This window comes from Geofilum rubicundum JCM 15548 (assembly GCF_000974365.1).
Classification (GTDB): domain Bacteria; phylum Bacteroidota; class Bacteroidia; order Bacteroidales; family Marinilabiliaceae; genus Geofilum; species Geofilum rubicundum.
In genome coordinates, this window is record NZ_BAZW01000030.1 from 35,141 (window position 1) to 47,778 (window position 12,638).

Here is a 12,638-nt window from a genome sequence, read left to right on the forward strand (position 1 = left end):
ATTTAGGATCCCGACTTAATTTTTCTCAGGATGAACTTCTCCAGTTCTACCAACAAGAAAACAATGGCACCAGCTGCCAAAGGATAAAGCCAGTATTCCACAGCCATGGCCTGGGTGTCAAAAAAAGTATTCATAAAGGGCAGATAAACAAAGCCCATTTGCAAAACAATCAAAGCCCCTACCGCTATAAAAGCGTACGGATTATTGAAAAAACCTTTGCCTATGGCAGGATGCTTTATTTTCCGACAATTAAACAGGTAGAAGAGTTGTCCGGCAACCAGGGTGTTAACTGCCACCGTACGCGCCGCTTCATCTGCCAGTCCGTTACTTCTTAACATACTAAATACACCCAGTGTTAAGCCACCAATAATAAAGGATACGAAAGTGATGCGCCAGACAAACAGCCGGCCAAGAATGGATTCACCGGCATCCCTTGGTGGACGGTCCATCACATTGCTTTCCATGGGCTCAAAAGATAGCGCCAAAGCTAGTGTTACTGCTGTTACCATGTTTATCCAAAGGATTTGGGCTGGCGTGATGGGCATTACTATGCCCAATAAGATGGCCGACATAAGTACGAGGGCTTCGGCTCCGTTGGTGGGTATGATAAAGAAGAGCGCCTTTCTTATGTTGTCATAAACGGTTCGGCCTTCCTCAATGGCCTTAACAATGGTGGCAAAATTGTCATCGGCCAACACCATTTCTGAGGCATCCTTGGATACTTCAGTTCCCTTAATCCCCATGGCGATGCCGATATCGGCCTTTTTCAAGGCCGGGGCATCATTGACTCCATCGCCGGTCATGGCACAGAGGGATCCGTTGTCCTGAAGCGCTTTAACGAGCCTTAATTTATGTTCCGGACTCGTTCGGGCATATATATCGTATTCCTGCACCTGTCGACGAAGTTCTTCGTCGCTCATCTGCTCCAAATCTTTTCCGACGAGGGACTTTTCACCATCACCAATCCCTATTTGCTTACCAATCGCTCTGGCGGTAGCCGCATGATCGCCCGTTATCATTTTTACCTGAACACCGGCGCTCTGGCATTCTTCGATGGCCCTGATGGCTTCTTCCTTGGGGGGTCAATGATTCCTACCAGACCAAGAAACGTTTTTTTCTTTTTCAGGTCTTCCTTTTCTATTTCAGATCGGTTTTTATCGGTGATGTTGAAAGCCAGAGCCAACATGCGTTGCCCGTCCGCCGCCGCTTCCTGCATTTTCTCCTCCCAATAACCTTCGTCTAAAGGCTCATCACCCGCTTCGGTGTATTGTTTATCACACAACTCCAGAATTTTTTCCGGGGCTCCTGACAAGAACACGGTTGTTTCGTCGTCCACTCTATTGAGCGAGGCCATGTACTTGTGTTCTGACTCAAAAGGAATGGTGTCCATTCTTTCAGGTTTAAAATCTTTCAATCCTGCCTTGTAGCTCATGGTAAGCAAGGCGCCCTCTGTGGGCGCACCGGTTAGTTTCCAATTCCCGTTTTCGTCCTTCCCGATTTCAGAATTGTTACACACTCTGGCAGCGCGGAGCAATTGTAAAAGTACCTTATCCTCCTCCGGTTTAACGTCTGAATCGTCCTGGGTAAATTTCCCCTCGGGATTGTATCCTGTGCCACTTATTTTGTAGGTTTTGTCTGCCGTAATGATGGTTTTAGCCGTCATCTCGTTGCGGGAAAGCGTACCCGTTTTATCGGAACAGATTACATTGACTGCACCCAGTGTCTCCACCGAAGGTAATCTGCGAATGATGGCATTTCTTTGGGCCATACGTTGTACGCCAATTGCCAGGGTAATGGTCATGATGGCTGGAAGTCCCTCCGGTATGGAGGCCACAATAATCCCTATGGCTGCCAGGAATAATTCTGATAGTGCGTAGTCGCGGACGAAATACCCAAAGGCAAAAAAGGCCCCTGCAAGCAGCATAATAGCGACGGAAAGTTTCTTACCAAACTTTTCAATTTGTCGTAAAAGGGGCGTCGTTTTATCCTCAACCGAGGAGATCATTTGGTTGATGCGACCAATCTCTGTTTCAGCGCCTGTCCTCACAACTACAGCAGTGGACTTGCCATAAACCACCACAGTACCCGAAAAGGCCATGGATAACTGGTCGCCCAGAACGGCGGATTCATCAGCGGGATCGGTGTTTTTTTCCACCGCAGTGGATTCTCCGGTGAGTGCTGACTCTTCTACTCTAAAGTCTTTGGATTTTACCAGTCTGACATCTGCCGGGACTTTATCGCCTGATTTCAGAAATACGATATCGCCAGGCACCAGTTTGTCTGCATCAATGGTTTGTTTTTCACCACCACGTATGACTACCGTCTCCAGCGAGAGCATTTTTCGAATGCTCTCGAGCGCTTTCTCTGCCTTTCCTTCCTGAATAAATCCTATCAGCGCGTTAATGATGACCACGGCTACAATGACCCAGGTATCAATCCAGTGCTCCATGAGTGCCGTAATTACAGCAGCTCCCATCAAAACATATATCAATACATTGTGAAACTGCATCAACAACCGTGAAAGCCAGCTGCGTTTTTTCCCTTTTGGAATTTCGTTGGGACCGTATTTTTCGGTACGTTTCTGAACTTCGTTGTCCGATAGGCCCTTTTCTATATCGCTACTGAGGGATTCAAGTACTTCTTCGGCCGACATGGTGTGCCATTTTTGCTTATTTTGATTTTCCTGATTGGATGCCATATTTGGTAGTGGTTTTTTATATTTAGCCTGTAGTTGCTATAAATATAGGCAAAATCGCAAAAGGCATCAAGTCAGAAGTGGTGATACTTCCTAAACAGGTCAAGCAGATGGGGGAGAGGGATCTATTTGGTGCACTTGAAAATTTTTTCCCTTTCTCCGTTTCCAAGTGCATGCTTTTTTTGAAAAGCCTCTGAAAATTGTAATCGATAATCGATTTCTTCCACCTTGAAGCCGTTGCTTTCCAATCTTTGGGCGAAGTCTTTGCCATGCAGGCGACATAAATCGTGATCCCCGTAGCTTTTTATTTTGGACTCAACAGATTGAATGCTGTTGTCCTCAAATGTTTTGTCCTTATCGCTTAGCAGGGTTAATATGAGAGCTGTACCATCAGATTTTAATACTCTGTGCAGTTCTTTCTCTGCCAGGGTCTCATCCGGTACATGCCTTAGAACGTGGGAGCAAATGATGTAATCAAAGTATTGCCCGGGAAAGGGAATGTTGGTGATATCGATTACATTTCGGGCATAGGCCGGATTAAGGTCAGCCTCGATATAGGTTATGTTCTTATTTTTGGAAAGTTTTCGGAACAATCCGTATTCAGCGGCAAAATGCCGTATTTTAGTATTTTCGGACTCGTATAAATTCAACTCCTTTTGAATATAAAGCTCTAAAACCCTCGTCCGTTCAAGGGATGCGCAAAATGGACAATGGGCATTGACCCTTGCGACATAGCCCTTTGTCAGGAACTTCCTGAATGACTTGTCGCAGCAATTACAATAAAAATGATGGCCATAGAACAAGGGGGATGTTAGTCTTTGTACTTGCTCTCTCACTATCTTTCGTTTTTTCTCAGAAAGCAGTCTTTTAATCATTTTTTTGATCATGGCCGATTAATTCTGTTTTTGTTAAACAAAGCCTTAACGATGTAATAAAGATATTCACCCTTTACCATGTCTTGATCACTGGTTGAACCTTGTTCTAAAGGAATTCTGTGAAGGTGGTATTTTGTAAATCGCGTTTTTATCCGGAAATACCAAATGAAAGCTTGCAATTGGCTACATTCAGCAGCCAATTAAAGAAGTCTCTTTCTAAAGCGTCATCTGAAAAGGGATAGGAAAAATAGAAATCCTTTATTCTTAATTCCTTTTCGAGATAATGAAAGCTCTCTGATATCTGTCGCTTTTTTTCCTGAGATCAATATCTTTGAAATAGGGATGATTCAAGGAGTGGGACCCAATGCTGAATCCCCTGTTCATCAGGTTTTTAATTTGATTTTTGGTTAGATAAGGTTGATGGGGCTCCAGAAATTCTTCAAAATCGTATTTTATTAGTCGAGCCATTGCATCAATCTCCGCCAGGTCGCTGTGATTCAAAGAAAGTAACCGGGCCTTCATACCTTTAACGTCATTCTCATCCATGCCTAAGTGCATGGAAAGCTCCTTCCTTGAGGCATTTTGTGTAATCAATTTTTCGATGAGTAAACTGACTTTGTATCTGTAAAAAAGTGCCTTATTGTCTACAAATTCGGTGTTGATGAATATGGAAGCAGGTATTCTTCTTCTCTCCAGGATGGGGGCTACAATGGTGTCTAATTCTTTTAACCCATCGTTAAAAGTTAAATGAAACAGGGGCTTGGTAGTGGTTTGATTGTTGTGGACAATTTCAAATAGCTCGTGAATAGAAACAGGTTGGTAATGCTGGCATAAATAATCCAAATCCTGTTCGAATTGCTGGATGGTTCTTATTGGGTAAAGATGACTGATGTGCGGTAAACGTTGATCGCTTATGGTGTGATAGAAGGGTAAAATTAACTTCTGAGAAGTTAATTATACCAAGAGATTGAGCGGGAAAAGAGGGTTTATCAACCTGAAATATTTCATAATAGAACCTGTCATGCTTTTCTTAATCGCCATTCTTTATCACAACTATAGCACTTATATGTTTTCTTAAAAAACACCGGAAAAACCGCATTGAGTACAAAAACAAAAATCACTAAGACGGTCCAGATGGACGGCACCTTTTTGATACTTATATTGTCTGACTGGCAAAATGGGCAAATTTCTTTATTAAATCCTTTATTTGTGTATACCAAATCAATAGGTTGGGTATTCGTTTTTGATTCTTTAATGAACCCTCCTTTTTTTAGCACTTCAATCCCACGGCCCCGTTCTTCTTCTTTTACCAGTAATTTAACGCCACCAATGGCATGAGAGTAGAAGTTATTGACCTGGACGGTCATTTCATCCCGAATTTCAGAATTAATTCCTTCTGATTTTAAATAGGTTTTAACCACATGTGCCTCAAGTGGATAAACAAAGGTCTGTATGGTTTTCATGTTTTTGTCTTGATCAATTGTTTATTTTACTGCTCGGTTAAATTACGAGCTAATATACCTGAAAAATATCCCCTTAAAAAGTTTCATTCACATGAGCTTAGGCATTGTATTCCTTAACGGCAGGCTTTCAGCCAAAAAGGAACAAATTTTCAACTTCTGAGCCACTACGACCAGCCATTCCTTAAGTTCAAATGCTTAAAAACGCCAGGACGGTTACATAGGTGGCCTTGCCAAAAACATCAAAAAACGACCACAAGTCCAAAAAGAAGGTTGCAGTCCTAACGGGATGTAGTTGAACCTGGGGGAATCGTTGGGTTCGCGATGATCGGGACAGGCTGTTCTGAACGAGACTCCTATATATTACCTGCAGTAATTACTTTAATATCGATCTAACTATTTACGCCACCATGTTGAAAAGGCTTGATTTGCATTATTCAAATCTACTAATTCGCCAATGAGAGGTGTGATGATGTTCAAGTTTTCTTTCTCATTGTTTTGTGTAATTAGTTCCAAAGGCTCATACCAAGGATGATTTCCCAATACAAATTTTGATGAATGTACGGGTAAAATACGTTTGGCATTCAAATCTTTGGCAGTTTGCAGAATCTCATTTGGCAACAAGTGTATGTTCGGCCAATATTCATCGTACTGTCCATTTTCCAATATTACTAAATCAAAATCTCCAAACTTTTCACCAATTTCTTTAAAGTGAGAGTCATAACCACTATCACCTCCAATATAAATTTGTTTTGTAGGTGTTTGCAATACAAAAGAAACCCATAGAGACTTGTTCCTAGTAAAGCCTCTTCCAGAAAAATGTCTAGCTGGTGTAAAGTGTACATTAAAATTATTTGAGAGTCCTACTTTTTCATACCAATCTCCTTCAATTATATTGTTATTATCATATCCCCAATGTTCAAAATGTGCTCCAACCCCTAGTCCACAAATAACTTTGCCAACCTTAGGTTCAAGTTTTTTTATTGTTTCATAATCTAGGTGGTCGTAATGGTCGTGCGATATAAAAAGCAGGTCAATATCGGGTAATTCTTCCGCAGTGTATATGTCAGTTCCTTTAAATGATTTTGTTCCAAAGGGCAAAGGTGAAGCAGAACCACTAAATACAGGGTCAACCAAGATGGTCATTCCATCAATCTGCACAAAATAGGATGAGTGCCCAAACCAAATTAATATATTTTGATTAGGATCTAGACTAAGTAAATCTGTTTTTATAGATGGGACTTCTCTTTGTGGTTTAGAGTCATTTTTTTTTCCAAATAAGTATTTACTCAATGCATCCCACATGCTTACACCTTCCGGTAATTCAGGGGTGTTGCTCACATTTTTAAAGGCGCCATCTTTATAGTTTGGTGAGGATTTTATTTTTTCCAACCTATCTCCTATAGGAAGTTTCCCAAACATAGGGTGCTGAAGATAAACCACAGTTATCACCAAAAGTGTGGCTATAAGTATTAAGGATAGTACCATTAATTTTTTTATAGTTTTTAAAAAAAGCTTCAAGGGCTAAGATTGTTTGATTGTTAATTGATTGTTTTTGTATAAGAAAATCCCAAAGTGTTTTTCCCAGAAACGGGCTTTCATCATTTAGGTACTAATTTTTTTGATAGTTGAATTAAGCAGTCTTGATAAAACTTGCTATGTGCTTTTTAACTGGGTAACTCGATCCTGTAGTGTTTGTCCGCGCTGTAGTCCAAAATCCATATACATAAAGGGTGTTCCGGGCTGACTAACTGTATTCAATTGTGTCAATTCTTCACGGGATAGCTTGATTTTTATTGAAGCAATGTTGTCTTCAAACTGGTCCATTCGTCTTACGCCAGTAATTATACTTGTAATTCCTTTTTGATGTAAAAGCCAGGCAATTGCAATCTGAGCAGGTGTTGCTTTATGGGTAGATGCTATGTCTTTGAGTACTTCCACAATTTTGTCGCCCTGTTCAAGATCAACGGGTGGAAATGAAAAATGGCTTCGTCTTCCCTGTTCCACATTTTCGCCTGTATATTTCCCGGAAAGAAACCCACTTGCAAGAGGACTCCAGACCATTACCCCCATATTAAGATTACGAACTGCAGGAAGAACCTCATATTCAATTTCCCTGCCTACGAGTGAATAATATGACTGGGATGAAACAAACTTATGGAAACCCTTAGCTTCGGATATACCATGTGCTTTGGCTATCTGCCATCCTGAAAAATTTGACAGGCCAATGTATCTGACCTTTCCGGATTTGACCAGATCATCCAGTGCTGAAAGGGTTTCCTCGAGCGGTGTTGTGGAATCCCAGGAATGTACTTGGTAAAGATCGATATAATCAGTCCCTAGTCTTTTAAGACTTGACTCTACTTCACGCATGATCGCCTTTCGACTGGTTCCAAGTGAATTCATATCATTTGTGAATGGATTATATAGTTTGGTCGCAATTACGGCTTCCTCACGTCGCTTACCAATCGCTTTTCCAAGCAACGTTTCCGACTCTCCCATTGCGTAAAGGTTAGCTGTGTCGAAGAAGTTTATCCCGACGTCAAATGCACGGTCAACAATTTCCTGTACCTCATTCATTTCCAGACTACCAATAGCTTTATAGGTGGTGTTTTTTCCAAAAGTCATTGTTCCAAGACATAAGCGTGAAACATACAATCCGGTATCTCCAAGGGGTAAATATTCCATTTTGTTTCTTCTTTAAGTTATTATATTGTGTTTTGAATTTCATACTTGCTTTAACTGCTTCAACATTGCCCTAATTTTACTTTTTGAACCAAGTCAGTATCGTAATACTCGGTAATCCCTTTTATTTTGCCATCTTCTACCCATATGACTAAGCAATAGATATTGTTATATTCCAAACCGTTTTTAGCAACACCTCCTTCGCCATGACCTAATCTGATAACATAGTTTTCGTCTGCAATTATATGGTCGGGTACTATAATGGGCATACTTTCAAATGAAACTGCAATTTTTGGAAAATAAACCTCTAAAAGACCTTTTATGTCGTAAGTTCCCGAAACGGCGGTCGATCCGATGGTAGTCCATTTAAAATCTTTTGACAAAGCGTTGATAAATCCTTCTAAATTGCCTTTTGCAGCCTGGTCAAAAGCGTTATTAACGATTTGTTTGTTTTGTTCAACTTTGTTCACATTGATTAAATTTTAGTTTTATATTTTAAATAGGTTTTTATATGCTTGCCGAATTGTGAATGGTGTCGCTTAGGAAAAACTCCATGCTTGCCATATCTACCATTCCAACAGTTTATCACTTTCATATAGTATGTAGGTAAATTCAGCGATTTGCTCAGGTGTGTGAAATTGAACCTGACTCGTGTCTAAATCTCCAAGTTTGGATTGTTCCAGAGATATCTTCGTAAATTCTGTATCAATTGGTCCCGGCGCCATTAATTTAATTCTGAACGGGCTTTTTGCTGCGCTTGTATCATGTATTAAACCTTCAGTAAACGATGTGACAAAATACTTAGTAGCACTATAAGGTATTGCCGTACTAAATAAAGAATACCCTGCTAAGGAAGCAATATTTATCAAACAAGCGTCTTTGATTAGGTTGTCGCGGACAAAGGAAGTCGATAGAACAGCGAGTGCCCTTATATTTAAGTCAATCATTGTGTTAAGCTTTTCTAAACTGGTATCCCATGCAAAGTTCCATTCCCCCAGACCTGCATTATTTATTAGTATGTCAACGCCAATTTCTTTGGCTTGGTCATATAGTTCATAAACTGTTTCTATTTTTTCTAAATCGGTGGGCATGCAAATAAAATCAGTACCGTAAGCTGCGCTAAGTTCCGCTTTAAGACTTTCTAGCTTCTCTTTTCTACGGGCAACTGCTATAATATTGAACCCTTCACTTGCGAATTTGTGGGCAAGAGCCCTACCGGTACCGCTACTTGCTCCAGTGATTAATACTCTTCTGTTTATTTTCATTTCTTGAATTTTAACTGTTTATCAACTATTCATATGTAGATAGAACGTTCGTTCTATACATATGAAAAAAAATTATTGAGACAAACCCTTCCATGAGGTTTGAATTGCCTTATTTTCAATCTCTTTGTTTATCGGTAATAGTTTCGATATATGTAATTTGGCGACCGTTATTACATTTCCATTGATTATTGCTAATATCAATTCAATTTCATTATTTATTAAAAAGTTTTTTTGAGTACCCTCTGTAATAAAGTCGATAAGCGGAATAGCCAATTTTTGGGCCTCCATTCTTGTTTGCTCTTTGATAATAGGGGAAATGGAACATTGTTCAACAAAGCTTAGTATGTCCTGATTTTTAATCAAATAGTGAAAGTAGTTGCTCCAAATCTTGTGGAAACTTTCCTTATAATTAAGCTCTGCGGTTACATCATCAAAAATATTGTTCATTATCTCCTGCTTAACGAACAAGTACAACTCATTTATTAAAACTTCTTTGCTCTCAAAATGATGATAAATTGCTCCGGTAGATATTCCAGATCGTTTGCTTACTAAAGACATGGGAGTATTGTGAAGTCCATGTTCAGCAATTAACTTTAGTGTTGTTTCAAAAACTCTATGCTTTTTATTAGACCGAACGTTCATTCTGAAAATATAGATGTTTTTTTTCTACACGCAAAATATTTTTACCATTATCTATGTTTTTTCGATTAATCCGGTCTTTTGTTTTCTTGCAGGTAACGTTAAGAATAAGAATAGTAGCCGAGTGCGTGGCACTTTCCTGTCAAGTTACAAGAAAGTTGAAGCGAGCTACAACCCTTGAATTTCCTACTGTCTCGGCTATTATGTATATACATTGTGTGTGCCCTGCATGAGCAGCAGTGCACAATTGTGTACGTTTCTTTTCAAATCGGAAAAATACAAATTTTACCGGTTAAAAGAAATTTACCGAGTGTTCATTATTATCCAGAGGGTGCAAGTCCCTTATGCGCGAGGGTAACGCCTTGAAGCATTAGCAAGTGTCAAGCTGGGTTTCCCACCACAAGAAGTAGACACTGAAGGACTGAACCCTTTAACGCTACCGATTTATAATGGAGGTCTATTAGTCTTCGGGTTTAATACAAGCCATTACGAAAAGGGTAGCAGGAAACAAAGACTTGAATTTCTTATTCAGAAGAATGAAAGAAGAATTAATTGAGCAGATCTTGCGAAATGCTAACCTAACGATGGCTTGTCAGGAAGTCATAAGTAACAAGGGAGCAGGGGGAGTTGATGGCATGCAGGTAGATGAACTTAAAAAGTACCTCGACCAACACCGCCAAAGACTCAGCCAACAAATTCGTAATTGCCGATACCATGCACAACCTATAAGGGGCAAAGAAATTCCCAAAGGGAATGGAAAATTGCGCTTGTTAGGAATCCCTACGGTTGTTGAAAGGATGTTGCAGCAAGCGGTATTGCGAGTTATCTCCCTAGAATACGAAATGGCTTTCTCCAACTATAGTTATGGGTTTCGGCCTAAGCGAAATACAATACAAGCAACTAGTAAATCGCTCAATTACATAAATTCAGGCTATCAACATATCGTGGAGATAGACCTGAAACAATTCTTTGACAAAGTTGATCACAAGCTGCTTTTGCAATTGTTGTACAGGAAAATTAAATGCAAGGCTAATATGTGTCTGATTCGCCGCTGGTTGAAGGCTCCACTTGAGAAAGATGGAAAGCTCATCAAGCGCAGAGACTCGGAATACCACAGGGGAGCCCTATAAGTCCACTACTGGCCAATATCGTACTTCACGAGTTGGATGCAGAAATGGAGAAACGTAACCTGCGCTTTGTGCGGTATGCCGATGATTTCAGTATTTACTGCAAAACAAAAGCAGAAGCACGAAAAGCGGGAAACGACATTTATATTTTTCTGAGGGATAAACTCAAATTACCCATCAACAAGGCTAAGAGCGGCATACGTCGACCGGTCCAATTTCAAATTCTGGGCTTCGGTTTTGTACCTGTTTACAAGAAAGGAGTAAAAGGAAAGTATCAGTTGGTTATTACCGCAAATAAATGGAAAGTTTTCAAAGCAAAACTAAATGAGATTACCCGAAAAACCAAGCCAAAGAGCTTTGACCAACGCATATGTGAGCTCAACGCTTACATAAACGGCTGGATTGAAAGCCGAAAATATGCCAATATCAAAGCAAAACTTAACGAGCTGGACAGCCTGTCCCGATCTTGTTTTCGGGAGGTGGTTGCGAAATCGGTTACGGTATTGCATCTGGCACCATTGAATTGGAGCGTAGCGGAAATCATGAACACTTAAAAGACCAATACATGTGAATAAAGAAGCCCGAACGAAAAAGGAAAAACCTTATACGTCTTGGAGTTGAAGCTGGTCAAGCCTATGCATGGAGTAGGAGCAACATGGGTGGATGGGCAATAGCCCAAAGCCCAATATTAGACACCACCATTACCGTAAATCGCTTCAAACAAAGAGGCTATATTTCTCTTCAAGCAGTGTATGCAAAGAAAACCGCTCCCCTTGCAAATAATCCCCAGTTTCCCATGTTTTAGGGAACCGCCCGGTACGAGACCCGTACGTCGGGTTGTGTGAGAGGCCCTCCCCGTCAGTGCTTACTGGCGGGGCGGTCTACTCGATTGCCAACAGTACTTATGTTAGTCCGAATTTTTCAATCTCGTTATTGTGAATATTCAAGATAAGCAAGTTCGAAAATCTAAATCAGTTTTTTAGAGTCATTTAAATCCACCAGAATGGTGCATAGGCATATCCATTTCCCAATTTTAATCGCTAAAATTATTTCATCCCGTTCCTCAAGAGTTAACTTTTAAGGCATTCCGGTTGAACTGCGGTCAGCTATAAATCCAAAAAAACAACACTCTCAAGCTTTGAGATTTATTGACTTCTGTTACGGAGTCATTTCTCTCTCATTGGGATTTTTCATTCGTTGAAACTACTAAAGAATACTATTTAGGTCTTGTCTTCCAATTATTGCCATTATTTCAACTGTGCCATTCTCAATTTTGAAATAAATACTGTCTACCCCACAAACACATCGTCTATATCCTTTTTTAATATGATCAACCGATTCAAAAGAAAATGGACGTTTAGCAATAACCTCAAAATACTCAAAAAAAGCATCATAGTATTTATCCGCTTGGGTCATTCCAAACGTTTCAACTCCGTAATGATGAATTCTTATCAAGTCGTTCTTTGCTTCATTACTTAACTTATAATTAGCCATCAAGCAAAGACTTTGATTGTTTTAAAATTTGTTCTTTCGTTTCATCAGTAAATCCGTTGGCTTCAGATTTATTTAATTTCTCTCTAATCCAATCAGTTTGTACTTGATGTTTGCGAGCCTGTCTAATCAAATCATTCACAAGTTCGCTCTTGCTAGAATATTCCTCGCTACTAACTTGTGCTTTTAACCACTCATCATTTGGTTTCGTAAAAGATATACTTTGTCTAGCCATAATTTTTCTTTTGATGTAAAATTACACCAAAATTGAATCACTTGCAAATTTGTCCTTGTATTGTTGGCAACGTCCAGCGATATGGTGCGTGGCTAATCTTCTTGGAATATACTTTCTGGCCGTTAAGAATGTTCTTCAGTGGGCGAAATTTGCTATAAATATGGCA

General features: G+C 39.9%; 14 protein-coding genes. 2 read left to right on the forward strand and 12 right to left on the reverse strand.

The genetic code is table 11. The annotated features are described in order from the left end of the window. Window positions 1-2: 2 nt before the first annotated feature. The 10 genes from JCM15548_RS24095 to JCM15548_RS13170 form a co-directional block, all read right to left on the reverse strand. Window positions 3-1,019: an HAD-IC family P-type ATPase gene (locus tag JCM15548_RS24095; protein ID WP_262487051.1), complete on the reverse strand. Its 1,017-nt coding sequence runs from the start codon at window positions 1,017-1,019 to the stop codon at window positions 3-5. Between the two features lie 2 nt (window positions 1,020-1,021). Then, window positions 1,022-2,698, reverse strand: coding sequence for a cation-translocating P-type ATPase (locus tag JCM15548_RS24100; protein WP_227625798.1), 1,677 nt, complete (start codon window positions 2,696-2,698; stop codon window positions 1,022-1,024). Window positions 2,699-2,820: 122 nt separating this feature from the next. After that, a complete protein-coding gene (locus tag JCM15548_RS13135) occupies window positions 2,821-3,531 on the reverse strand; it encodes a class I SAM-dependent methyltransferase (RefSeq protein WP_162198240.1) in 711 nt (236 codons plus the stop codon). A gap of 303 nt (window positions 3,532-3,834) precedes the next feature. Next, entirely contained in the window at window positions 3,835-4,413 is a 579-nt protein-coding gene (locus JCM15548_RS13140) for a polysaccharide deacetylase family protein (RefSeq protein ID WP_062126192.1), read from the reverse strand. Window positions 4,414-4,589: 176 nt separating this feature from the next. After that, window positions 4,590-5,033, reverse strand: a complete 444-nt coding sequence (locus tag JCM15548_RS13145) for a putative signal transducing protein (RefSeq protein WP_062126195.1) — start codon at window positions 5,031-5,033, stop codon at window positions 4,590-4,592. 393 nt (window positions 5,034-5,426) lie between these two features. Continuing rightward, window positions 5,427-6,551, reverse strand: coding sequence for an MBL fold metallo-hydrolase (locus JCM15548_RS13150; protein WP_083985139.1), 1,125 nt, complete (start codon window positions 6,549-6,551; stop codon window positions 5,427-5,429). A 135-nt stretch (window positions 6,552-6,686) separates the two neighbouring features. Then, window positions 6,687-7,718, reverse strand: coding sequence for an aldo/keto reductase (locus tag JCM15548_RS13155; protein ID WP_062126200.1), 1,032 nt, complete (start codon window positions 7,716-7,718; stop codon window positions 6,687-6,689). Between the two features lie 59 nt (window positions 7,719-7,777). Then, window positions 7,778-8,185, reverse strand: coding sequence for a nuclear transport factor 2 family protein (locus JCM15548_RS13160; protein WP_062126201.1), 408 nt, complete (start codon window positions 8,183-8,185; stop codon window positions 7,778-7,780). 96 nt (window positions 8,186-8,281) lie between these two features. Then, window positions 8,282-8,980 (reverse strand): SDR family NAD(P)-dependent oxidoreductase, encoded by a 699-nt coding sequence (locus JCM15548_RS13165; protein WP_062126203.1) that lies wholly within the window; start codon window positions 8,978-8,980, stop codon window positions 8,282-8,284. Window positions 8,981-9,052: 72 nt separating this feature from the next. After that, window positions 9,053-9,622 (reverse strand): TetR/AcrR family transcriptional regulator, encoded by a 570-nt coding sequence (locus JCM15548_RS13170; protein WP_062126207.1) that lies wholly within the window; start codon window positions 9,620-9,622, stop codon window positions 9,053-9,055. Between the two features lie 533 nt (window positions 9,623-10,155). On the opposite strand from JCM15548_RS13170, the gene JCM15548_RS24105 reads away from it, so the two are divergent. Together JCM15548_RS24105 and JCM15548_RS25605 are read left to right on the forward strand one after the other, a co-directional pair. Then, window positions 10,156-10,749 (forward strand): reverse transcriptase domain-containing protein, encoded by a 594-nt coding sequence (locus JCM15548_RS24105; protein ID WP_262487053.1) that lies wholly within the window; start codon window positions 10,156-10,158, stop codon window positions 10,747-10,749. A gap of 8 nt (window positions 10,750-10,757) precedes the next feature. Beyond that, window positions 10,758-11,300 carry a reverse transcriptase domain-containing protein gene (locus tag JCM15548_RS25605; protein WP_305047392.1) on the forward strand — a complete coding sequence of 181 codons (543 nt, stop codon included), beginning with the start codon at window positions 10,758-10,760 and terminating at the stop codon, window positions 11,298-11,300. Between the two features lie 652 nt (window positions 11,301-11,952). Here JCM15548_RS25605 and JCM15548_RS13180 read toward each other — a convergent pair. Beyond that, the gene (locus JCM15548_RS13180) at window positions 11,953-12,240 is read right to left on the reverse strand and encodes a type II toxin-antitoxin system RelE/ParE family toxin (RefSeq protein WP_062126210.1); all 288 of its coding nucleotides are present in this window, start codon (window positions 12,238-12,240) and stop codon (window positions 11,953-11,955) included. After that, window positions 12,233-12,472 carry a hypothetical protein gene (locus tag JCM15548_RS13185; protein ID WP_062126214.1) on the reverse strand — a complete coding sequence of 80 codons (240 nt, stop codon included), beginning with the start codon at window positions 12,470-12,472 and terminating at the stop codon, window positions 12,233-12,235. The genes JCM15548_RS13180 and JCM15548_RS13185 overlap by 8 nt, the downstream gene beginning before the upstream one ends. Window positions 12,473-12,638 lie beyond the last annotated feature (166 nt).

What these genes read in the sequence shown, in the direction of transcription:
- JCM15548_RS24100 (WP_227625798.1), bottom strand. Translation starts at nt 2,698, where the DNA reads ATGGCATCCAATCAGGAAAATCAAAATAAGCAAAAATGGCACACCATG.
- JCM15548_RS13145 (WP_062126195.1), bottom strand. Translation starts at nt 5,033, where the DNA reads ATGAAAACCATACAGACCTTTGTTTATCCACTTGAGGCACATGTGGTT.
- JCM15548_RS24095 (WP_262487051.1), bottom strand. Translation starts at nt 1,019, where the DNA reads ATGATAACGGGCGATCATGCGGCTACCGCCAGAGCGATTGGTAAGCAA.
- JCM15548_RS13165 (WP_062126203.1), bottom strand. Translation starts at nt 8,980, where the DNA reads ATGAAAATAAACAGAAGAGTATTAATCACTGGAGCAAGTAGCGGTACC.
- JCM15548_RS13170 (WP_062126207.1), bottom strand. Translation starts at nt 9,622, where the DNA reads ATGAACGTTCGGTCTAATAAAAAGCATAGAGTTTTTGAAACAACACTA.
- JCM15548_RS13155 (WP_062126200.1), bottom strand. Translation starts at nt 7,718, where the DNA reads ATGGAATATTTACCCCTTGGAGATACCGGATTGTATGTTTCACGCTTA.
- JCM15548_RS13185 (WP_062126214.1), bottom strand. Translation starts at nt 12,472, where the DNA reads ATGGCTAGACAAAGTATATCTTTTACGAAACCAAATGATGAGTGGTTA.
- JCM15548_RS13180 (WP_062126210.1), bottom strand. Translation starts at nt 12,240, where the DNA reads ATGGCTAATTATAAGTTAAGTAATGAAGCAAAGAACGACTTGATAAGA.
- JCM15548_RS24105 (WP_262487053.1), top strand. Translation starts at nt 10,156, where the DNA reads ATGAAAGAAGAATTAATTGAGCAGATCTTGCGAAATGCTAACCTAACG.